We start from the raw sequence: 20364 nt of genomic DNA on the forward strand, positions 1-20364 counted from the left end.
CCACGCGCGAGGGGCCCCGCACCGGTCGGTGCGGGGCCCCTCGCGTACGTACGGGAACCGTCAGCGGCGGTGCTGCGAGTCCGCGACGGTGACCTCGACGCGCTGGAACTCCTTGAGCTCGCTGTAGCCCGTGGTGGCCATCGCGCGGCGCAGGGCGCCGAAGAAGTTCATGGAGCCGTCCGGGGTGTGCGACGGACCGGTGAGGATCTCCTCGGTGGTGCCGACGATGCCCAGGTCGACCAGCTTGCCGCGCGGCACGTCCTCGTGGACGGCCTCCATGCCCCAGTGGTGGCCCTTGCCCGGCGCGTCGGTGCCGCGCGCCAGCGGGGAGCCGATCATCACCGCGTCGGCGCCGCAGGCGATGGCCTTCGGGAGGTCGCCGGACCAGCCCACGCCGCCGTCGGCGATGACGTGGACGTACCGGCCGCCGGACTCGTCCATGTAGTCGCGGCGGGCCGCGGCCACGTCGGCGACGGCGGTCGCCATCGGGACCTGGATGCCCAGCACGTTGCGCGTGGTGTGCGCGGCGCCGCCGCCGAAGCCGACCAGGACGCCCGCGGCGCCGGTCCGCATCAGGTGCAGGGCGGCGGTGTACGTGGCGCAGCCGCCGACGATGACCGGGACGTCCAGCTCGTAGATGAACTGCTTGAGGTTGAGCGGCTCGGCGGCGCCGGAGACGTGCTCGGCGGAGACCGTGGTGCCGCGGATCACGAAGATGTCCACGCCGGCGTCGACGACGGCCTTGGAGAACTGCGCGGTGCGCTGCGGGGAGAGCGCGGCGGCGGTGACGACACCGGCGTCCCGCACCTCCTTGATGCGCTGCCCGATCAGCTCCTCCTTGATCGGGGCCGCGTAGATCTCCTGCAGACGGCGGGTGGCCGCGGCCTCGTCCAGCCCGGCGATCTCGTCGAGCAGCGGCTGCGGGTCCTCGTACCGGGTCCACAGGCCCTCGAGGTTCAGCACGCCGAGGCCGCCGAGCTCGCCGATCCGGATGGCGGTCTGCGGGGAGACGACCGAGTCCATCGGGGCGGCCAGGAAGGGCAGCTCGAAGCGGTAGGCGTCGATCTGCCAGGCGATCGAGACCTCCTTCGGGTCCCGGGTGCGCCGGCTCGGTACGACGGCGATGTCGTCGAACGCGTACGCCCTGCGGCCGCGCTTGCCGCGCCCGATCTCGATCTCAGTCACGATGTGTGGCCTTTCCCTCTATGTCTGCGCCTACCAGTATCCCCGACACACGCGTGGGGGGCGGCTCCGGCCACATGCCGGAACCGCCCCCGCGGATCACGCCGTGTTACTTCCTGCTGTAGTTCGGCGCCTCGACCGTCATCTGGATGTCGTGCGGGTGGCTCTCCTTGAGGCCCGCCGAGGTGATCCGGACGAAGCGGCCCTTGGACTCCATCTCCTCGATGGTGGCGGCGCCCACGTAGCCCATCGTCTGGCGCAGGCCGCCGACGAGCTGGTGGACGACGGAGGAGAGCGGACCGCGGTACGGCACCTGGCCCTCGATGCCCTCGGGCACGAGCTTGTCGTCGGAGGTGACGTCGGCCTGGAAGTAGCGGTCCTTCGAGTAGGACCGGCCCTGGCCGCGGGACTGCATGGCGCCGAGCGAGCCCATGCCGCGGTACGACTTGAACTGCTTGCCGTTGATGAAGAGCAGCTCGCCGGGCGACTCCTCGCAGCCCGCGAGGAGGCTGCCGAGCATCACGGTGTCGGCGCCGGCGGCGAGCGCCTTGCCGATGTCGCCGGAGTACTGCAGGCCGCCGTCGCCGATCAGCGGGACGCCCGCGGCGCGGGCCGCGAGGCCGGCCTCGTAGATCGCGGTGACCTGCGGGACGCCGATGCCGGCGACCACGCGGGTGGTGCAGATGGAGCCGGGGCCGACGCCGACCTTGATGCCGTCGACACCGGCGTCGATCATCGCCTGCGCGCCGTCGCGGGTGGCGACGTTGCCGCCGATCACGTCGACGTTCACGCTCGACTTGATCTTCGACATCCAGCTCAGGGCGTTGCTGTTGTGGCCGTGCGAGGTGTCGACGATGAGGAAGTCGACGCCGACGGCGGCGAGCGCCTGGGCGCGCTCCAGCGCCTCGGGGCTGGCGCCGACCGCGGCACCGACGAGCAGGCGGCCCTCGGCGTCCTTGGCGGCGTTCGGGTACTTCTCCGCCTTGACGAAGTCCTTGACGGTGATGAGGCCCTTGAGCACGCCCTCGTCGTCGACGAGCGGCAGCTTCTCGATCTTGTGGCGGCGCAGCAGCTCCATGGCGTCGACGCCGGAGATGCCGACCTTGCCGGTGACCAGCGGCATCGGCGTCATGACCTCGCGGACCTGACGGCTGCGGTCGGTCTCGAAGGCCATGTCGCGGTTGGTCACGATGCCGAGGAGCTTGCCGTCGGGGGCGGTGACCGGGACGCCGCTGATGCGGAACTTGGCGCAGAGGGCGTCGGCCTCGCCGAGGGTCGCCTCGGGGTGGACCGTGATCGGGTCGGTCACCATGCCGGACTCGGAGCGCTTGACGAGGTCCACCTGGTTGACCTGGTCCTCGACGGACAGGTTCCGGTGGAGGACTCCGACGCCGCCCAGACGGGCCATGGCGATCGCCATGCGGGACTCGGTCACCTTGTCCATCGCGGCGGAGAGCAGCGGGATGTTGACCCGGACGTTACGAGAGATGCGGGACGAGGTGTCGACCGCGTTGGGGAGCACCTCGGAGGCTCCCGGCAGCAGCAGCACGTCGTCGTAGGTCAGCCCGAGTGTCGCGAATTTACCGGGCACTCCGTCGACGTTGGCAGTCATGACACCTTCCCAAATGGCCTTGATCGGTGCGGGATGTCCATGCTAACGGCCCGGAGCGGTGTCTCATTCCACGAGCAAGATCAGCGGGAAGCTTTGTGCTTTCGTACGTGGACGAAAGGGACGACGACCGAGAGTGATCCTTACTGCTCGGCCAGGGCCCGCAGCCGGCTGAGGGCGCGGTGCTGGGCGACCCGGACGGCACCCGGGGACATGCCGAGCATCTGGCCGGTCTCCTCGGCGGTCAGGCCGACGGCCACCCGCAGGACGAGCAGCTCGCGCTGGTTCTCGGGGAGGTTGGCGAGGAGCTTCTTGGCCCATTCGGCGTCGTCGCTGAGGAGGGCCCGCTCCTCGGGGCCGAGGGAGTCGTCGGGCCGCTCGGGCATCTCGTCGGAGGGCACGGCCGTGGAGCCGGGGTGGCGCATGGCGGCCCGCTGGAGGTCGGCGACCTTGTGTCCGGCGATGGCGAAGACGAATGCCTCGAAGGGGCGGCCGGTGTCCTTGTAGCGCGGCAGGGCCATCAGGACGGCGACGCAGACCTCCTGCGCGAGGTCCTCGACGAAGTGGCGGGCGTCGCCGGGCAGCCGGTTGAGCCGGGTGCGGCAGTAGCGCAGGGCGAGGGGGTGGACGCGCGCCAGCAGGTCGTGGGTGGCCTGCGCGTCTCCCTCGACGGCACGGTGGACGAGCGCACCGATCTCTCCCTGCCCGGCAGGCATGGGGGAACCCATGGTCTCGTCGTCGCGCATCGCTCCATGGTGCCTTGGCGCCTGCTCGTCCGTGGCACCGCGTCCGTAGTTGTGCACCGAAGCGTTATGAGCAGGTGCGCCTGGATTCATCTCTGGCGCCCTCCCCTTCCGCTCGATCGACTCGTCCCCGAGGAACTCCACACCTCAAGGATGCGGCATCGGGCGGGGAAGTGACACAGGCCCGCCCCGTCCGCCCCTCGGCGAACGGGGGTACGGACGGGGAGACGGCCGGTGCGCGGCGATTCAGCGGACCAGGCCCCAGCGGAATCCGAGCGCGACGGCGTGCGCCCGGTCGGAGGCTCCGAGCTTCTTGAAGAGGCGCCGGGCGTGGGTCTTGACGGTGTCCTCGGAGAGGAAGAGCTCGCGCCCGATCTCCGCGTTGGACCGGCCGTGGCTCATGCCTTCGAGGACCTGGATCTCGCGCGCGGTGAGGGTGGGCGCGGCGCCCATCTCGGCCGAACGGAGCCGGCGCGGGGCGAGCCGCCAGGTCGGGTCGGCGAGCGCCTGGGTGACGGTGGCCCGCAGCTCGGCGCGCGAGGCGTCCTTGTGCAGATAGCCGCGGGCGCCGGCGGCGACCGCGAGCGCCACGCCGTCGAGGTCCTCGGCGACGGTGAGCATGATGATCCGGGCGCCGGGGTCGGCGGAAAGCAGCCGGCGGACGGTTTCCACACCGCCGAGGCCGGGCATGCGCACGTCCATCAGGATGAGGTCCGAGCGGTCCGCACCCCAGCGGCGGAGGACTTCCTCGCCGTTGGCCGCGGTGGTCACGCGCTCCACGCCGGGCACGGTCGCGACCGCGCGGCGAAGCGCCTCTCGGGCAAGCGGGGAGTCGTCGCAGACGAGAACGGAGGTCATGAGCGACCTCCGCGGCTCTCGCAGCTGATGCGCGTCACCTTGAGCCTCCAGGGCTGTACGTATCGTCACCTGTGCGGTTGAGCTCCCGGACACCTGCCCGATCGCTTGTTCATTCAACCGCCTCGCACTCTCAACGATGGTCACTCGAAAGAGTTACGGGTCGGACGAGACCTTCGGCACTCCTTGTGAGGGGCCGTGCACGGAGAAGAGCGTCGCAGGTCGTGTGTCCATCACCAGAAGCTATGCCCCATTTAGCGGGTTTTCTTCCCTTTTCGCGGTGTCTGTGGCTAGATTCGCAATGAGTCATATTTACATCTACTTCGACAGTAGTCAGGCACATCCGGACCCACCGGGGCCCGAGGAACCCCGGACGGGCAGCGAACGACCGCCCACCCAACCCACCCGTTTCGACACGGTTTCAAGGGGACTAGCGCAATGGCAGATTTCTCCCGCCTTCCCGGACCCAACGCCGATCTGTGGGACTGGCAACTGCTCGCGGCCTGCCGCGGGGTCGACAGCTCCCTGTTCTTCCACCCCGAGGGAGAGCGCGGCGCGGCACGGAGTGCGCGTGAGAACTCGGCGAAAGAGGTCTGCATGCGGTGCCCGGTCCGCGCGCAGTGCGCGGCACACGCACTCGCCGTGCGGGAGCCCTACGGCGTCTGGGGCGGCCTCACCGAGGACGAACGCGAAGAACTCATGGGACGAGCGCGCAACCGGCTGATCACGGCGGCCCCCGCGACGGCGGCCGCCGGACGCGCGGCGGCCACGGCGGCGTCCGCCGGTCGCTCGATCGTGGGGCATATGTGAAGGAACGTTTCCCCGTGAGCCGGGGGCTCGCCTGATCCGATGAGCCGACGGATCCGGCCCGGGCCCCGAGGACACGGCCCGAGCCCGTGAGGACACGACCCGGGCGGGCAGGGCACGGCCCGGGCCGGCGAGGACCGGCACGGACCCGGGGCCCCCGCGCCACGCGCGCGTGGCGCCCGGAGAGCCCTACGCGCGCGTGGCGGCCCGGGTCAGCTCGTCAAGGGTGGCCGCGACCGCCGGGACCTGGGCCAGGTCCGGCAGGGTCAGCGCGACGATCTCCCGCTCCACGGCGGGCTCGACGGCCACGGTCCGCGCCCCCTTGGGCCGTACGGACTCGATGGCCAGCTCCGGCAGGACGGCCACGCCCAGGCCCGCGCCCACCAGGCCCACCACCGCCGGGTAGTCGTCGGTGGCGAAGTCGATGCGCGGGGCGAAGCCGGCCTCCTCGCAGACGTCGACCAGCTGGCGGCGGCAGCGGGGGCAGCCGGCGATCCAGGAGTCCCCGGCCAGTTCGGCGATGCCCACCGAGCCGGCGCCGGCCAGCGGGTGCGCCTCGGGGACCAGGCCGACGAGCCGGTCGGTGAGGAGCGGGCGGACCACCAGGTCGTCCCATTCGCCGGGCGTCTGGCCCGCCCCGTACCGGAAGGCGAGGGCGATGTCGCAGTCGCCCTCGCGGAGCATCTCCACGGAGCGGGGCGGTTCGGCCTCGACGAGGGAGACCCGGGTGCCGGGGTGGGCGGCGCGCAGGGCGGCGAGCGCGGTGGGGACGAGGGTGGAGCTGCCGCTGGGGAAGGAGACCAGGCGGACGCGGCCGGCCCGCAGTCCGGCGATGGCGGCGACCTCCTCCTCGGCGGCGGTGAGTCCGGCGAGGATGCCGGCCGCGTGCCGGACGAGGACCTCGCCGGCCTGGGTGAGGCGCATCTCGCGGCCCGTGCGGATGAGCAGCGGGGTGCCGGCCGAGCTCTCCAGGGCCTTCATCTGCTGGCTGACGGCGGGCTGGGTGCAGCCCAGTTCGCGCGCGGCGGCGGAGAAGGAGCCGGTGGCGGCGACGGCGCGCAGGACGCGCAGGTGGCGTGCCTCGATCATGGTGCGAGCATAAGTGACACTTGGGTGCGGCAGCGAATGTTCGATCAAATCTTTGAGGTGGCCCGGCACGGGCCCGCCTACGCTGCCCCCATGACCTTGCTGAGTGTGAACGCGGGCCGGGCGAAGAGCGTCGGCTACACCGACTCCGCCTCGGGGACGACGGGCATCGACAAGCGGCCCGTCGACGGCCCGGTGCGGGTCGAGTCCCCCGGGGCGAACGGCGTCGGGGCGAGCGGCGTCGCCGGGGACGACGTGTGCGACCTGCGCTTCCACGGGGGCGCGGACCGGGCGGTCTACGCCTTCGCCCGCGAGGACCTGGACCTCTGGGAGCGGGAGCTGGGCCGGAAGCTGGCGAACGGCTCCTTCGGCGAGAACCTGACCACGAGCGGCCTGGACGTGAACGGGGCGCTGATCGGCGAGCGCTGGCGGATCGGCGGGACGGTGGTCCTGGAGGTCACCGGCGGCCGGATCCCCTGCCGCACCTTCCAGGGCCATCTGGAGGAGCGGGGCGCCGACGCGAAGGGCTGGGTGCGGCGGTTCACCCGGGCACAGGCCGGGCCGGGCGCGCTGCTGCGGGTGATCGAGCCGGGCGAGGTGCGGGCCGGCGACCCCGTCACGGTCGTGCACCGCCCGGACCACACGGTCACCGTCGCCCACCTGCACCGCGCGGCGACCACCGAGCGGGAGCTGCTGCCCGGGACGCTGGTGGCCGCGGAGTGGATGGAGTCCGGACTGCTCGCGCTGGCCCGTCGGTACGCGGACGAGTACAGCGGCTGAACCCCGGCCGTACGGGGGCCCGGCGGCGCGCCGCCGGGCACTACGGTTCCGGTATGACCACTGCACTGATCACGGGAGCCACCGCCGGCATCGGGGCCGCCTTCGCGCGCAGGCTGGCGGCCGACGGGCATGACGTCGTCCTGGTGGCGCGGGACCTGAAGCGCCTTCGGGAGCAGGCCACCGAGCTGCACGACCGGCACGGGGTGGAGGCCGAGGTGCTCGCCGCGGACCTCTCCGGAGAGGAGGGGATCGCGGCGGTCGAGGCCCGGCTCTCCGACCCGCGCCGTCCGGTCGACCTGCTGGTGAACAACGCGGGCTTCGGCAACAAGGGCCGCTTCCTCGACGTGTCGATGGCCGACGAGCTGAAGATGCTGACCGTGCACTGCGAGGCGGTGCTCCGGCTGACCTCGGCCGCGGCGGCCGCGATGAAGGAGCGCGGGCGGGGCGGGGTGGTGAACGTCGCCTCGGTGGCGGCCTTCGTCCCGCGCGGCACCTACGGCGCCTCGAAGGCGTGGGTCGTGCAGTTCACCCAGGGCGCGGCCCGGGACCTCGCGGGCAGCGGGGTGCGGCTGATGGCGCTCTGTCCGGGCTTCGTGCGCACGGAGTTCCACGAGCGGGCCGGGATGGGCACGGACAACATCCCGGGCTGGATGTGGCTCGACGCGGACAAGCTGGTGGCGGCGGCCCTGTCGGACCTGGCGCGCGGGAAGACGCTGTCGATCCCGGACCCGCGCTACAAGGCCCTGATGGGCGTGGTGAAGCTGGCGCCGCGCGCGCTGCTCGGCGGGGTGTCGTCGAAGGCGGGGCGCAGGTACGGGCCCCAGTAGGGACTGGTACTCGGGGATGCCCCGGTGGAGGCGGTACTCAGGAAGAGGTGAGTACGCCGTCCCTGTGCGGGCGCGGCCGGATGGCCGAATCTCAGCGCATGGACCGAATTCTTCTGCGCAAGCTCTCCCAGAACCTGGCCGGTGTGGTGACGGGCCTGCTCGCGATCGCGGCCTGGGCCGCCTGGCTGGGCTGGGACCAGAAGCGCGACGTGCACCCGGACGGCTCGGAGACGGGGCCGTACGAGACCTGGCAGGTCGTCGGGCTGGCGCTGACCCTGCTGCTGCCGGTGGCGTGGATGGCGGTGCGGGGTCACGGCGCGGCCGGCGCGCTCGGCACCTCGGCCGGGCTCGCGCTCGCCGCGTTCTACGACTGGTCGGACGACGGCAGCGGCCTCTACGTGATCGGCGTCTTCATGGTCGCGGCCGGCTCCCTCGCCGCCACCATGGTGGTGCAGGCGCTGGTCACCCGGTGGTCGGACCGGCGGGTGCCGCGTCGACGCGCGCGGAGGCACCGTCCCACCACGTGACGTGCAGCGCGGTCCCGCCGGTGACCCTGACCTCCGCGAGGGCCGCGGCCGGTGCGGGACCGGGTTCGCCGGTGAGCGAGGCGAGTGCCGCGAAGAGCGAGACGGGGCCGCGGGTGGTGCCGTGGACGGCGGGGGTGCGGGTCGGGGCCGGGCCCTGGAGGGTGGCCCCGGTGGGCAGGGCGGTGACCTCGGGGCCGTAGCCGTGGACCGGGTGGAGCTGGGAGACCGGCGCGTCCGGTCCTTCGGCGACGGCCCAGCCGGTCTGCCGTACGGGGGTCCCCTCCGGGGCGTCCAGGACGAGGTGGACGCGGAGTTCGGCGCGGCCGTGCACGAGGGTGGTGGAGACGACCCGGACGCCGGGGAGCGGGGTGTGCGCGGAGACGGCCCGGTCGGGGCCGGTGGCGAGCGGTTCGGCGGGGCCGCGCCGGCTGGCCGTGCCGTCGGGCGCGAGCAGCGCGAAGTGGTTGTCGGCCGGGTCGGGGCCGGTGGTGGGGCCCGTGCGGGTGGCGTAGGCGAAGCGGGCGTAGCCGGGGTCGTCGCCGTCGGGGCCGCCGGCGGCGACGTGGTTGCTGCCGTGGTTGTGGAGGCGGACGAGGCCGTCGGCGGCGGTGGTCTGGACGAGGAGGCCGGTGGGGCCGAAGGGGCGGGCGGTGTCGGCGCGTTCGGCCGGGAGGGGTTCCTCGGGGTCGGTCCAGGCGGGGTGGCCCGGGGGGAGCAGCAGGCCGAGGAAGCCCTTGGCGGCCCAGTAGGGGGATCCCGGGCCCGAGTACTCCTGGACGAGCGGCGGATGGGGGCCGTGCCAGCCGAGGGTGAGCAGGCCGCGGTGGTCGGTGGCGCCGCGGTCGAGGAAGTACCGCAGGCTCCCGGAGGCGAGGCGGCGGGTGGCGCCGGGGGTGAGCGGGGTGTGGCCGGTGAGGGTGCCGAGCCAGGGGGCGGCGGCCGCGGCGAAGCGGTAGATCAGGGAGCGCCCGTACGGGACGGGGGCGCCGTTCGCGTCGAAGAGGTGGACGTGGTCGTCGAGGTGGGCGCGGAGCCTCGGGCCGTACCGGTCGAGGAGCGCGCGGTCGCCGGCGAGGTGGGCGTGGAGGACAGGGTAGAGGTGCAGGGCCCAGGAGTTGTAGTGGTCGAAGGCGCGGTTGTCGCCGTCGCTGTACCAGCCGTCGCCGAGGTACCAGTCCTCGACGCGGGCGAGGGAGCGGGCGGCCGTGGCGGCGGCGCGGTCGGTCTCGATCCCGGCGTCCTGGAGGAAGCCGGCGACGGTGAGGCCGAAGAGCCACCAGTTGTTGTCGACGGGGGACGGGCCGAGGGCGGGCAGCAGCCAGTCGGCGAGGCGCCGGCGGACGCGGTCGTCGAGGCGGTCCCAGAGCCAGGGGCGGGTGAGGCGGAGGCCGAGGGCGATCGAGGCGGACTCGACGACGGCCTGGCGGGTGTCGGCCATCAGGGGCCAGGACTCGGCGTCCCGCCGTCCCGGCGTCCGGGTGCCCGCGGCGAGTCCGGCGGCGTACCGGTCGAGGTGGCCGTGCGGGTCGGCGCCGCGGGCGCCGGCGACGCGGAGGGCGGCGAGGAGGAACGTACGGGCGAAGCCCTCCAGGCCGTCGGAGCGGGGGCCCGACCAGCTGGGGCGGGGGCCGGGGAGGCCGATGAGGCCGCCGTGCGGGGAGGCGTGGGGGCGGACGGCGAGGAGGAGCCGGTCGGCGGCGTCCTCCCAGTGGGCGCGGGTCCAGCCGGTGTGCGGGCTGAGCCCACGGTCCTCGGGCGGGGTGGGCATGATGCTCCCTGGGCTCCGGGGCGCTTCGGCACCCCCTCGACAGCTGCGTCGGCGCCGGCACCGGCACCGGCGTCGTCCGGAATCCTCGGCGGGGCCCGATCGAAACGTCAAGAGATTCGGATCGAATGATCGAAACTCCCGCCGTTCGATCAGCTTCATCTAAGGTCGGGGAACCACCACCACCGCGAGGGGGAACCGCACGTGCGCGAGAGTGCCGCCGAACGACACGCCCGACTGCTGGACCTGGTGCGCGAGCGCGGCACCGTCCGCGTCGCCGAACTGGCCGGCCTGCTGGGGGTCTCCCCCGTCACCGCCCGCCGCGACGCCGAGGCGCTGGCCTCCCAGGGCCTGCTCGACCGGGTGCACGGCCAGGTCTCGTGGCCCCGCGGACAGACCGGCCCGGGACCCGGCGCCGGCGAGGGCCTGGTCCTCGGCCTGCTCGCGCCCTCCGCCACCTACTACTTCGCCGAGGTCATCCGGGGCGCGCACGAGGCGGCGGCCCGGGCGGGCGCCCGGCTGGTGCTGCGGATCTCGGACTACCGCCCCGAGGAGGACCGGGCCCGCACCGAGGGGCTGCTGGCGGCCGGCGCCGAGGGAGTGCTGGTGGCGCCGGGCTGGCGCGGCCCCGGGGACCGGCTCGCGTACGGCGACTGGCTGGCGGAACTCCCCGTGCCCGCCGTCCTGCTGGAGCGGCGGGCCGAACCGGGCGGTCCGCTCGACGGCCTCGACCGGGTCTCCTCCGACCACGCCCACGGGGTGCTGCTCGCCCTGCGCCACCTGCTCGGGCTCGGTCACGCGACCCCGCTGCTCGTGGCCCGCGGGGACTCGCCGACCGCGCTCGCGGTGCGCGCCGGATACGCGGAGGCGCTGGCGGTGCTGGGCCTGGAGCAGCCGCTGCCGGTCATCGACTCGGTGCCGGCCGAGGCGGACCCGGAGGGCTTCGAGCGGGTGGTGCGGGCGCTGTACGAGGCGGTCCGCTCGGGCCTGGCGAGCGCGGCGCTCGTCCACAACGACGTGGACGCCATCGAGATCGTGCAGCGGCTCGCCCCGCTCGGGGTGCGGGTCCCGCAGGACCTCGCCCTGATCGCGTACGACGACGAGGTCGCCGCGCTGGCCGACATCCCGCTGACGGCGGTCGCCCCGCCGAAGCGGCAGGTGGGCAGGCACGCCACGGAACTGCTGGTGGAGCGGCTGACCGGGGGCGGGGGCGGGGAGGAGGCGAGCCGACACGTGAGCCTGCTGCCCCGGCTGCGGGTCCGGGCGTCCTGCGGGGCCTCCCGGCCGGCGCCCCTCTCCTGATCGATCTGATCTTTTTTCGCTCATTCAATCTTTCGCTCTTGACTTCGTTCAGGAACGGTCCCAGGATCACGGCCAACCCCGTCCGCGCCGCCGATCAGGAGCCGTGCCGTGAGCCTCAGTTGGAGCAGAACGTCCCGCGTCATAGCCGGCACCGCCACCGCCCTCGCCGTCCTCACGGCCTGCGGCGGGGGCGGTGACGACACCGATTCCGCCGGCGGCAAGCCGGTCACGATCACCTTCTGGGGCTGGGCCAAGGGCTCCAAGGACGTCGTCGACGCCTTCAACGCCTCCCACACCGACATCAAGGTGACCTACGAGGAGATCCCCTCCGGCAACGCCGGCGGCTACGCCAAGATCTCCAACGCGGTGAAGGCGGGCAACGCCCCCGACCTCGTCTCCATCGAGTACCCCTCGCTCCCCGAGTTCGTCTCCTCCGGCGCCCTCCAGGACATCGGCGACGCCTTCACCGAGGCCGACCGGGCGAAGCTCCTCCCCCAGGCCGTCGAACTCACCACCCTCGGCGGAAAGACCTGGGCCGTCCCCTTCGACGCCGCCCCGCAGGCCTTCTACTACCGCAAGGACCTCTTCGAGAAGCACAAGATCGAGGTCCCCACCACCTGGGACGCCTTCAGGAAGGCCGCCGAGCAGGTGAAGGAGGCCGACGGCAAGGCCCGCATCGCCACCTTCTTCCCCGACGACCCCACCACCTTCGAGGCGATGGCCTGGCAGGCCGGCGCCCAGTGGTTCAAGGCCGAGGACGACACCTGGAAGATCGACACCACCGACCCGGCCACCACCAAGGTCACCGCCTACTGGCAGGGCCTCCTCGACGACGGGCTCGTCCACAAGAACGCCTCCTTCAGCCCCGAGTGGACCGGCTCCCTCAAGAACGGCACCACCCTCGGCTACCTCGGCGCCTCCTGGGGCGCCGGCGTCCTCAAGGGCACCCTCCCCGAACAGGCCGGCAAGTGGGCCGTCGCCCCCGTGCCCAGCTGGGACGGCAAGCCCGCCTCCGGCATGCTCGGCGGCTCCACCTTCGCCGTGACCAAGGGCAGCGCGAAGAAGGCGGCCGCCGTCGAGTTCGCGAAGTGGATGGCCACCACCGAGGAGGGCGTCGAGGCCCGCATCGCCTCGGGCACCTCCAGCGCCTTCCCCGCCGCCACCGCCCTGCGCCCCGCCGCCAAGAAGGCCTTCGACGCGGGCTACTACGGCGGCCAGGACATCTACGCCCTCTTCGAGACGGCCGGCGCCTCCATCACCCCCCAGTGGTCCTGGGGCCCCAGCACCGGCACCACCAACACCGCGATCAAGGACCGCTTCGGCGCCGTCGCCCCCGGCGGCCCCACCCTCGCCGACGCCGTGAAGGCCGGACACGACGCCACCGTCGCCGAGCTCACCAAGCGCGGCCTGAAGGTCGAGGGCTGAGCACGTGAAGGCCCGCACCCGTGCCGCGGCACTCCTGCTGACCCCGTTCTTCCTGCTCTTCACCGCGGTGCTGGTGGTGCCGATCGGATACGCGGTCTGGCTCAGCCTCTTCACCGAGAAGCAGTCCGGACTGGGCTTCGGCGGCTCCGAGACCGTCTTCGCCGGCCTCGGCAACTACGCCGCGGCACTGGGTGACCGGGCCTTCCGCGAGGGCTTCGGCGTGCTGCTCGGCTACTGCCTGCTCTACCTCCCGCTGCTGCTCGGCGGCGCCCTCGGCCTCGCCCTGCTCCTCGACAGCGCCCTCGCCCGCGCCCGCCGCTTCTTCCAGCTCGCGCTCTTCCTGCCGCACGCCGTGCCCGGCATCATCGCGGCCCTGATCTGGGTCTACCTCTACACGCCCCAGCTCAGCCCGGTGGTCCGGGCGATGGAGGCCGGCGGGATCGGCTTCGACTTCTTCTCCCCCGAGGGCGCCCTGCCCTCCGTGGTGAACATCGCCCTGTGGGAATGGCTCGGCTACAACCTGATCATCTTCTACGCCGCCCTCCAGGCCATCGACCGCTCGGTCCTCGAAGCCGCCACCGTCGACGGCGCCGGCGCCTGGCGCACCGCCTTCGCCGTCAAGATCCCGCTGCTCCGCGGCTCCCTGGCGATGGTCGGCCTCTTCACCGTCATCGGCTCCCTCCAGCTCTTCACCGAGCCTCTGATCCTCAGCAGGGGCACGGGCTCCGCCGTCACCTCCACCTGGACGCCGAACATGTACGCGTACTCCGCCGCCTTCGACCGCAACGACTACGGACTGGCCGCCGCCGCCTCGATCCTGCTGGCCCTGACGGCCGCGCTGCTCTCCTTCGCGGTGACCCGCCTGGCGGGCGGCCGGAAGGAGCGGACCGCATGAGCACCCCCCGCTCCCGCTGGCTGTCGAAGACCGCCGTCAACGGCGTCCTCCTCCTCGCCACCTGCTACATGCTCTTCCCGCTCGTCTGGCTGGTCACCGCCGCCACCAAGGACGCCGGCGGCCTCCTCGCGGGCGACGCCTTCTCCTTCGAGGGCTTCGACCTCGGCGGCAACCTCGCCCGGCTCGCCGAGTACAACGACGGCGTCTACTTCCGCTGGTACCTCAACAGCCTCCTCTACGCCGGCGTCGGCGCCGCCGCCTGCGCGCTGATCAGCGTCGCCGCCGGATACGCCTTCCACGTCTACGACTTCCGGGGCAAGGAGAAGCTGTTCGGCCTGGTCCTCCTCGGCGTCCTCGTCCCCACCACCGCGCTCGCCCTGCCGATGTACCTGCTGGCCAGCGAGCTCGGCATCGTCAACACCTACGCCGCCGTGCTCCTCCCGGTCCTCGTCAACCCCTTCGGGGTCTACCTGTCCCGGGTGCTGTGCGCCGCCTACGTCCCCGACGAGGCCCTGGAGGCCGCCCGGATCGACGGCGCCGGCGAGCTGCGCGTCTTCTGGTCGATCGGCCTGCGCACGGTCATGCCGGGCTTCGTGACCGTCTTCCTCTTCCAGTTCACCGCCGTCTGGAACAACTTCTTCCTCCCCCTGGTGATGCTCTCGGACCAGAAGCTCTTCCCGCTGAGCCTCGGCCTCTACGCGTGGAACAGCAACGCCCACGCGGAACCGGACTACTACCCCCTCGTCGTCACGGGCTCGCTGCTCGCCGTCGTCCCCCTCGTCGTCGCCTTCGTCTCGCTCCAGCGCCACTGGAAGGCCGGCCTGACCGCCGGCAGCGTCAAGTGAGGAGCACAGGTCCCACCATGCACCCGACCACCGACAGCCGCCCTTCCCTCCTGCTCGCGATGGGCCCCGGCGTCGCCGGCCGCCTCCTCACCGACGTCCACCGCACCCGCCTCGCCGCCCTCACCCGCACCGACCCGCACCTGGTCGCCCACGACCTGGCCGACCCCGATCCGCGCACCGCCGCCGCCCTCGCCGAGGCCGAACTCCTCCTCACCTGCTGGGGCGCCACCCCGCTCACCCCCCAGGTGCTGGCCCGCGCCCCCCGGCTGCGGGCGGTCGTGCACGCGGCCGGCTCGGTCAAGCACCACATCACCGACGCCTGCTGGGAGCGCGGCCTCAGGGTCACCAGCGCCGCCGCCGCCAACGCGCTCCCGGTCGCCGAGTACACCCTCGCCGCGATCCTCTTCGCCGGGAAGCGGGTGCTGCGCTCGGCCCAGCGGTACGCCGAACTCCGCGCCGACCACGCCTGGCTCGCCGAGTCCGCCGCCTGGGGCAACTACCGCCGCACGGTCGGCATCGTCGGCGCCTCCCGCATCGGCCGCCGGGTCGTCGAACTCCTGCGCCCCTTCGACGTCGAGGTGCTGCTGTACGACCCGTACCTGACCGCTCCCCCGCCGGGCGCGGTCCTCGCCGGCCTGGACGAACTCTGCTCCCGCAGCTCGGTCGTCTCCGTGCACGCGCCCCAACTCCCGTCCACGTACCGGATGATCGGGGCCCGTCAGCTCGCCGCCCTGCCCGACGGCGCCACCCTGATCAACACCTCCCGGGGCTCCCTGATCGACGAGGACGCCCTGCTCCCCCACCTCACCTCGGGCCGCCTGCACGCGGTCCTCGACGTGACCGACCCCGAACTCCCGCCGCCGGACTCCCCCCTCTACAGCCTCCCGAACGTCCTCCTCACCCCCCACATCGCCGGCTCCCTCGGCAACGAGCTGCACCGGATGACCGACCAGGCCCTGGACGAGGTCGCCCGCTACACCCGCGGCGAGCCCTTCGCCGAGGAGGTCAGGGCCGCCGACCTGACGCACTCGGCCTAGGGCGGCCTAGACTGGAGGGGTCCATCCGCGGCTTCGCCCGGTCGGAGGCGGCCATGACCTTCGTGCAGATCATCGATTGCAGGACGAGCCGGGTCGAGGAGCTCAACCGGCTCATGGACCGGTGGGTCGAGCAGACCCGGGGGAAACGGACCGCCACCCACAGCGTCGTCGGGACCGACCGGTCCGACGCCTCGCACGTCGTGGAGATCGTCGAGTTCCCCTCGTACGACGTGGCCATGCGCAACTCGCAGCTGCCGGAGACCGACCGGATCTTCCGGGAGCTGGTCGCCCTCTGCGACGAGATGCCGACCTTCACCGACCTGGACGTGGTCCGGGACGAGGCGCTGTACAAGACGAACGCGCGGCAGGTGTTCGAGCGGCTCGCGGACGGCTCGGACCTGGCACTGCTCGACACCCTGCTGGCCGAGGGCTACCACGACCACGATCCGGCGAAGCCGCAGGACGCCATCGGGCTGGACGCGGTCCGGCGCGAGGTGGACGAGTGGCGCAAGGGCTTCGACTTCGCCTTCGCCGTCGACGACCAGATCGCGGACGGCGACCGCGTGTGCACCCGGTGGACCTGGAGGGGGTCCCACGTCGGGGACTTCATGGGCCTCCAGCCGACGGGGATGGAGGTCACCATGACCGGGACCACCATCCACCGCTTCCGCGACGACGGGAAGATCGCCGAGGGCTGGTGGCAGTACGACCTGCTCGGGCTGATGGGACAGCTCGGCGCGGTCGAGGCCCAGGGGGCCTGAGGGGTCCAGGAGCAGGCGGACCCCTGGGAAACGGGCGAGGCCCGGTGCTCCCGCGACGGGAGCACCGGGCCTCGTGACGTCGGTCAGGACGTCGGGACCTCGGAGGTCAGTGGGAGTGACCGTGGCCGTGGCCGTGGCCGTGGTCCGCCGGCTCCTCCTCCTTCTTCTCCACCACGAGGGTCTCGGTGGTGAGGAGCAGGGAGGCGATGGAGGCGGCGTTCTCCAGGGCGGAGCGGGTGACCTTCACCGGGTCGATGACGCCGGCCTTGACCAGGTCGCCGTACTCGCCGGTGGCGGCGTTGAAGCCCTGGCCCTTGTCGAGCTCGGCGACCTTGGAGGTGATGACGTAACCCTCCAGGCCGGCGTTCTCGGCGATCCAGCGCAGCGGCTCGACGGCGGCGCGGCGCACGACGGCGACACCGGTGGCCTCGTCGCCGGTCTTGCCGAGGTTGCCCTCCAGGACCTTGACGGCGTGGACGAGCGCGGAGCCACCACCGGAGACGATGCCCTCCTCGACCGCGGCGCGGGTCGCGGAGATGGCGTCCTCCAGACGGTGCTTCTTCTCCTTCAGCTCCACCTCGGTGGCGGCGCCGACCTTGATCACGCACACGCCGCCGGCCAGCTTCGCGAGGCGCTCCTGGAGCTTCTCGCGGTCCCAGTCGGAGTCCGTGGACTCGATCTCGGCCTTGATCTGGGCGACGCGGCCCGCGACGTCCTCGGAGTTGCCGCCACCGTCGACGATGGTGGTGTCGTCCTTGGAGATGGTCACGCGGCGGGCGGTGCCCAGCACGTCGAGACCGGCCTGGTCGAGCTTGAGGCCGACCTCCTCGGCGATGACGGTGGCACCGGTGAGGGTGGCCATGTCGCCGAGCATCGCCTTGCGGCGGTCGCCGAAGCCGGGGGCCTTGACGGCCACCGCGTTGAAGGTGCCGCGGATCTTGTTGACGACGAGGGTGGAGAGCGCCTCGCCCTCGACGTCCTCGGCGATGATCAGCAGCGGCTTGGAGCCACCGGACTGGATGACCTTCTCCAGGAGGGGCAGCAGGTCCTGGATGGAGGAGATCTTGCCCTGGTGGATCAGGATGTACGGGTCGTCGAGGACGGCCTCCATGCGCTCCTGGTCGGTCACCATGTACGGGGACAGGTAGCCCTTGTCGAAGGCCATGCCCTCGGTGAAGTCGAGCTCCAGGCCGAAGGTGTTGGACTCCTCGACGGTGATGACACCGTCCTTGCCGACCTTGTCCATGGCCTCGGCGATGAGCTCGCCGACCTGCTGGTCCTGGGCGGAGAGGGCGGCGACGGCGGCGATGTCCGACTTGTCGTCGATCGGGCGCGCGGTGGCGAGCAGCTCGTCGGAGACGGCCTTGACCGCGGCGTCGATGCCCTTCTTCAGGGAGGCCGGGGAGGCACCGGCGGCGACGTTGCGCAGACCCTCGCGGACGAGCGCCTGGGCGAGCACGGTGGCGGTGGTGGTGCCGTCACCCGCGATGTCGTTGGTCTTGGTCGCCACCTCCTTGACGAGCTGGGCGCCGAGGTTCTCGTACGGGTCCTCGATCTCGACCTCGCGGGCGATCGTGACACCGTCGTTGGTGATGGTGGGGGCGCCGAACTTCTTGTCGATGACGACGTTGCGGCCCTTGGGGCCGATCGTCACCTTCACCGTGTCGGCAAGCTTGTTGACGCCGCGCTCAAGGGCGCGACGGGCGTCCTCGTCGAACTTCAGGATCTTCGCCATGGGAGCGGTTCAGCCCTCTCGGAAATCGTTTCTGAAAAAAACTGCGCCCCTGGACGCCCATGCAATCAGGGGGTCAGGGGCGCAGCTCGATGCACGTACGGCGTTCTCTTACTTCTCGATGATCGCGAGCACGTCGCGGGCCGAGAGGACGAGGTACTCGTCGCCGTTGTACTTGACCTCGGTGCCGCCGTACTTGCTGTAGAGCACGACGTCGCCGACCTTCACGTCGAGCGGCAGGCGCTCGCCGTTCTCGAAGCGGCCCGGGCCCACGGCGAGGACGGCGCCCTCCTGGGGCTTCTCCTTCGCGGTGTCCGGGATGACCAGGCCGGAGGCCGTGGTCTGCTCGGCGTCGAGCGGCTGGACCACGATGCGGTCCTCAAGCGGCTTGATGGCAACCTTGGAGCTGGCGGTCGTCACGATCCGACCTCCCCCTTCGGAGATCTCGCGGGGTTAACTGTCTGGGGCCGCGACCGGCCGGATCCGTCGTCGCGGGTGCCGGACCTGCCTGTCGCTGCGTTGGCACTCTCCCGTGGGGAGTGCCAGAGCCGAGACTATGACCGCGATTAGCACTCGGTCAAGCGGAGTGCCAATTCCTCACCCCGTGGCGCCCCCCGGAGGGCTCGGCGGCGCCGCGTTCCGGTCTCGATCCGGGGAACGCGCGAGCGGAGTCCGGGGTTCCGTACGAAGGTGCGGGGATGACGTCCTCCCGAGCGCCCCGCTCCTCCCCGCCCCCCGTCGGTCTCGATCTCGGCGTCGCCGTCCTGCTGCTCGTGCTCGACGCCCTGGCGCTGGGGATCCTGCTCCTGTCGGCGCTGGGGATGGGGCTCCCCCTCGGGGCGCGCTCCGGAGGGGTGCCGTCGCCCTGGTGGTTCGTGGCGCTCGCGGCGCCGGTCGCCGCCTCTGGTCCGCCGTTGTGGCGCGGGGGGTGGTTCTGGGCCGGCGGTACGCAGATCGTCGCGGCGGTCCTGCTCGCCGGCCTCGCGCTGACCTCCGCGGCCGGGGACGCGGCGCGCGGGGCCGGCTCCGGGCCTCTTCGGCCCCCCGTCCCCGGGGCCTCAGCCCCGGGGACGGCCCGCGCGCACCTGCTCCCCGTCCCCCGTCCCGTGGTCGCCCACCCGTTCCACCGCCTTGCGGCCGAGGCGTTCGAGCGGGTCGACGGCGGAGGCGCAGCCGGTGAGGCCGAGGAGCAGGGCGGCGACGAGGAGCGGTCGCAGCCGGCTCATACGTAGTCCTCCAGCTTGGCGACCGCGTAGCCCTTGGACGTGATCACGTTCATCACCCGGCGGATCATGTCGGGCATGCTGCCCTTCCAGTCCTCCTCGCCGCGGAAGTGAGTGAGGACGATGTCGCCGGGGTGCAGGTCGCGGTCCCACTCGCGCCACTCCATGTGGTCGGGGAAGGCCTCGGAGGCCCAGAGCGGGACGGCCTTGACGCCGCAGGACTTCGCGGCCCGCAGGGTGTCCTCGTTGTAGTTGCCGTACGGCGGCCGGAAGAGCTCGGGGCGCTTGCCGTACTTCTTCTCGATGACGTCCTGCATCCCGCAGATCTCGCGCTTCTGGCGCGCGTAGGAGAGCCCGGGCAGGTACTTGTGGTTCAGGGTGTGGTTGTGGAGGGCGACCCCGCGCGGCTGGGACTTCTGCATCTTCGCGAAGTAGGGGTAGTCGTCGCTGACCACGTAGTCGCTGAGGAAGGCGCTGTACGGGATCTTCAGCTCGCTCATCATGCGGATGAGCTCGGGGTCCTTCTCGGCGCCGTCGTCGATCGTCAGGAAGACGACCTTCTCCTTGGTGGGGACGGTGGTGAAGACGGGCGGGAGGCCCTCGCCGTCGGTCTCGAAGCCCTTCCGGGTGGTGATCTTCGGCTTGGTCGCCGGCGGGGCGGGGGCTTCGAGGGGGGTGAGCCTGAGCCCCCACTTCTTGGCGACGGCGGCCCGGGCGGCCCGCTGCTTCGCCAGCGCGGCCTTCTTCTCGCGGGCCAGCTGGGCCTTCTCGCGGGCCAGCTGGGCGGCGGTCTTGGCGGGGGCCTGCTGGCCCGCGGCGGGGGCGGGGGCGCCGGAGGAGCCGGGCGCGGAGCCGCCCGCGCAGGCCGCGGTGGAGGTGAGGGCGGCGACGAGGAGCGCGGCCCCCAGCAGACGGCGGGAACGACCCTTTGCCATCATTTCTTCCTTTTGTCGTACGACCGTT

At 72.3% G+C, this 20364-nt stretch carries 20 protein-coding genes; 11 read left to right on the plus strand and 9 right to left on the minus strand.

Going from position 1 to position 20364, the window contains the following annotated elements:
* Positions 1–60: 60 nt before the first annotated feature.
* The 4 genes from ACF1ED_RS07230 to ACF1ED_RS07245 all read right to left on the minus strand — a co-directional run bounded on the left by ACF1ED_RS07230 (position 61) and on the right by ACF1ED_RS07245 (position 4392).
* Positions 61–1185: a GuaB3 family IMP dehydrogenase-related protein gene (locus tag ACF1ED_RS07230; protein ID WP_391757417.1), complete on the minus strand. Its 1125-nt coding sequence runs from the start codon at positions 1183–1185 to the stop codon at positions 61–63.
* Positions 1186–1291: 106 nt separating this feature from the next.
* Positions 1292–2794, minus strand: coding sequence for an IMP dehydrogenase (gene guaB, locus ACF1ED_RS07235; RefSeq protein WP_391757419.1), 1503 nt, complete (start codon positions 2792–2794; stop codon positions 1292–1294).
* Between the two features lie 140 nt (positions 2795–2934).
* The gene (locus ACF1ED_RS07240) at positions 2935–3537 is read right to left on the minus strand and encodes a sigma-70 family RNA polymerase sigma factor (RefSeq protein WP_030750140.1); all 603 of its coding nucleotides are present in this window, start codon (positions 3535–3537) and stop codon (positions 2935–2937) included.
* A 243-nt stretch (positions 3538–3780) separates the two neighbouring features.
* The gene (locus ACF1ED_RS07245; protein WP_003948568.1) at positions 3781–4392 is read right to left on the minus strand and encodes a response regulator transcription factor; all 612 of its coding nucleotides are present in this window, start codon (positions 4390–4392) and stop codon (positions 3781–3783) included.
* A 435-nt stretch (positions 4393–4827) separates the two neighbouring features.
* Here ACF1ED_RS07245 and ACF1ED_RS07250 point away from each other — a divergent pair, with 435 nt between their 5' ends.
* Complete coding sequence (locus ACF1ED_RS07250) at positions 4828–5199, plus strand: WhiB family transcriptional regulator (protein ID WP_391757420.1); 372 nt, start codon at positions 4828–4830, stop codon at positions 5197–5199.
* Between the two features lie 186 nt (positions 5200–5385).
* Here ACF1ED_RS07250 and ACF1ED_RS07255 read toward each other — a convergent pair whose 3' ends face one another.
* Positions 5386–6285, minus strand: coding sequence for a LysR family transcriptional regulator (locus ACF1ED_RS07255; protein ID WP_391757422.1), 900 nt, complete (start codon positions 6283–6285; stop codon positions 5386–5388).
* 90 nt (positions 6286–6375) lie between these two features.
* Between ACF1ED_RS07255 and ACF1ED_RS07260 the strand changes: the two genes are divergently transcribed.
* The 3 genes from ACF1ED_RS07260 (at position 6376) to ACF1ED_RS07270 (ending at position 8416) form a co-directional block, all read left to right on the plus strand.
* The gene (locus tag ACF1ED_RS07260) at positions 6376–7062 is read left to right on the plus strand and encodes an MOSC domain-containing protein (protein ID WP_391757424.1); all 687 of its coding nucleotides are present in this window, start codon (positions 6376–6378) and stop codon (positions 7060–7062) included.
* 53 nt (positions 7063–7115) lie between these two features.
* Complete coding sequence (locus ACF1ED_RS07265; RefSeq protein ID WP_391757426.1) at positions 7116–7889, plus strand: SDR family NAD(P)-dependent oxidoreductase; 774 nt, start codon at positions 7116–7118, stop codon at positions 7887–7889.
* 98 nt (positions 7890–7987) lie between these two features.
* On the plus strand, positions 7988–8416 hold the full coding sequence (locus ACF1ED_RS07270) for a hypothetical protein (RefSeq protein ID WP_391757428.1): 429 nt from the start codon (positions 7988–7990) through the stop codon (positions 8414–8416).
* Here ACF1ED_RS07270 and ACF1ED_RS07275 read toward each other — a convergent pair.
* A complete protein-coding gene (locus ACF1ED_RS07275; RefSeq protein ID WP_391757430.1) occupies positions 8352–10184 on the minus strand; it encodes a DUF2264 domain-containing protein in 1833 nt (610 codons plus the stop codon). The two genes, ACF1ED_RS07270 and ACF1ED_RS07275, sit on opposite strands and share 65 nt — an antisense overlap.
* A gap of 201 nt (positions 10185–10385) precedes the next feature.
* Between ACF1ED_RS07275 and ACF1ED_RS07280 the strand changes: the two genes are divergently transcribed.
* From ACF1ED_RS07280 to ACF1ED_RS07305, 6 genes are all read left to right on the plus strand, one after another.
* Positions 10386–11483, plus strand: a complete 1098-nt coding sequence (locus ACF1ED_RS07280) for a substrate-binding domain-containing protein (RefSeq protein WP_391757432.1) — start codon at positions 10386–10388, stop codon at positions 11481–11483.
* 108 nt (positions 11484–11591) lie between these two features.
* Complete coding sequence (locus ACF1ED_RS07285) at positions 11592–12908, plus strand: ABC transporter substrate-binding protein (RefSeq protein WP_391757434.1); 1317 nt, start codon at positions 11592–11594, stop codon at positions 12906–12908.
* 4 nt (positions 12909–12912) lie between these two features.
* Positions 12913–13803 carry a carbohydrate ABC transporter permease gene (locus tag ACF1ED_RS07290; RefSeq protein WP_391757436.1) on the plus strand — a complete coding sequence of 297 codons (891 nt, stop codon included), beginning with the start codon at positions 12913–12915 and terminating at the stop codon, positions 13801–13803.
* Positions 13800–14648 carry a carbohydrate ABC transporter permease gene (locus tag ACF1ED_RS07295; protein ID WP_391757438.1) on the plus strand — a complete coding sequence of 283 codons (849 nt, stop codon included), beginning with the start codon at positions 13800–13802 and terminating at the stop codon, positions 14646–14648. Before ACF1ED_RS07290 ends, ACF1ED_RS07295 begins: the two co-directional genes overlap by 4 nt.
* 17 nt (positions 14649–14665) lie before the next feature.
* Complete coding sequence (locus ACF1ED_RS07300) at positions 14666–15685, plus strand: hydroxyacid dehydrogenase (protein WP_391757440.1); 1020 nt, start codon at positions 14666–14668, stop codon at positions 15683–15685.
* Positions 15686–15738: 53 nt separating this feature from the next.
* Entirely contained in the window at positions 15739–16446 is a 708-nt protein-coding gene (locus tag ACF1ED_RS07305; RefSeq protein ID WP_391757442.1) for an ester cyclase, read from the plus strand.
* 106 nt (positions 16447–16552) lie between these two features.
* On the opposite strand, the gene groL is transcribed toward ACF1ED_RS07305, so the two are convergent.
* Together groL and groES are read right to left on the minus strand one after the other, a co-directional pair.
* Complete coding sequence (groL, locus tag ACF1ED_RS07310; RefSeq protein ID WP_391757444.1) at positions 16553–18181, minus strand: chaperonin GroEL; 1629 nt, start codon at positions 18179–18181, stop codon at positions 16553–16555.
* Between the two features lie 108 nt (positions 18182–18289).
* Positions 18290–18598 carry a co-chaperone GroES gene (groES, locus tag ACF1ED_RS07315; RefSeq protein ID WP_004955293.1) on the minus strand — a complete coding sequence of 103 codons (309 nt, stop codon included), beginning with the start codon at positions 18596–18598 and terminating at the stop codon, positions 18290–18292.
* A 278-nt stretch (positions 18599–18876) separates the two neighbouring features.
* Between groES and ACF1ED_RS07320 the strand changes: the two genes are divergently transcribed.
* Entirely contained in the window at positions 18877–19410 is a 534-nt protein-coding gene (locus ACF1ED_RS07320; protein ID WP_391757446.1) for a hypothetical protein, read from the plus strand.
* On the opposite strand, the gene ACF1ED_RS07325 is transcribed toward ACF1ED_RS07320, so the two are convergent.
* The gene (locus ACF1ED_RS07325) at positions 19401–20336 is read right to left on the minus strand and encodes a polysaccharide deacetylase family protein (protein ID WP_391757448.1); all 936 of its coding nucleotides are present in this window, start codon (positions 20334–20336) and stop codon (positions 19401–19403) included. The genes ACF1ED_RS07320 and ACF1ED_RS07325 overlap by 10 nt on opposite strands.
* Between the last annotated feature and the right edge of the window lie 28 nt (positions 20337–20364).

The organism is Streptomyces sp. NPDC014656 (assembly GCF_043084305.1).
In the GTDB taxonomy this organism is placed as follows: Bacteria; Actinomycetota; Actinomycetes; order Streptomycetales; family Streptomycetaceae; genus Streptomyces.

Bases quoted from the DNA above. Each gene is read 5' to 3' on its own strand.
- ACF1ED_RS07240 (WP_030750140.1), bottom strand. From the start codon at position 3,537: ATGCGCGACGACGAGACCATGGGTTCCCCCATGCCTGCCGGGCAGGGA.
- guaB (WP_391757419.1), bottom strand. From the start codon at position 2,794: ATGACTGCCAACGTCGACGGAGTGCCCGGTAAATTCGCGACACTCGGG.
- groL (WP_391757444.1), bottom strand. From the start codon at position 18,181: ATGGCGAAGATCCTGAAGTTCGACGAGGACGCCCGTCGCGCCCTTGAG.
- ACF1ED_RS07260 (WP_391757424.1), top strand. From the start codon at position 6,376: ATGACCTTGCTGAGTGTGAACGCGGGCCGGGCGAAGAGCGTCGGCTAC.
- ACF1ED_RS07255 (WP_391757422.1), bottom strand. From the start codon at position 6,285: ATGATCGAGGCACGCCACCTGCGCGTCCTGCGCGCCGTCGCCGCCACC.
- ACF1ED_RS07295 (WP_391757438.1), top strand. From the start codon at position 13,800: ATGAGCACCCCCCGCTCCCGCTGGCTGTCGAAGACCGCCGTCAACGGC.
- ACF1ED_RS07245 (WP_003948568.1), bottom strand. From the start codon at position 4,392: ATGACCTCCGTTCTCGTCTGCGACGACTCCCCGCTTGCCCGAGAGGCG.
- ACF1ED_RS07320 (WP_391757446.1), top strand. From the start codon at position 18,877: ATGACGTCCTCCCGAGCGCCCCGCTCCTCCCCGCCCCCCGTCGGTCTC.
- ACF1ED_RS07265 (WP_391757426.1), top strand. From the start codon at position 7,116: ATGACCACTGCACTGATCACGGGAGCCACCGCCGGCATCGGGGCCGCC.
- ACF1ED_RS07300 (WP_391757440.1), top strand. From the start codon at position 14,666: ATGCACCCGACCACCGACAGCCGCCCTTCCCTCCTGCTCGCGATGGGC.
- ACF1ED_RS07250 (WP_391757420.1), top strand. From the start codon at position 4,828: ATGGCAGATTTCTCCCGCCTTCCCGGACCCAACGCCGATCTGTGGGAC.
- ACF1ED_RS07305 (WP_391757442.1), top strand. From the start codon at position 15,739: ATGACCTTCGTGCAGATCATCGATTGCAGGACGAGCCGGGTCGAGGAG.
- ACF1ED_RS07275 (WP_391757430.1), bottom strand. From the start codon at position 10,184: ATGCCCACCCCGCCCGAGGACCGTGGGCTCAGCCCGCACACCGGCTGG.
- ACF1ED_RS07325 (WP_391757448.1), bottom strand. From the start codon at position 20,336: ATGGCAAAGGGTCGTTCCCGCCGTCTGCTGGGGGCCGCGCTCCTCGTC.
- ACF1ED_RS07270 (WP_391757428.1), top strand. From the start codon at position 7,988: ATGGACCGAATTCTTCTGCGCAAGCTCTCCCAGAACCTGGCCGGTGTG.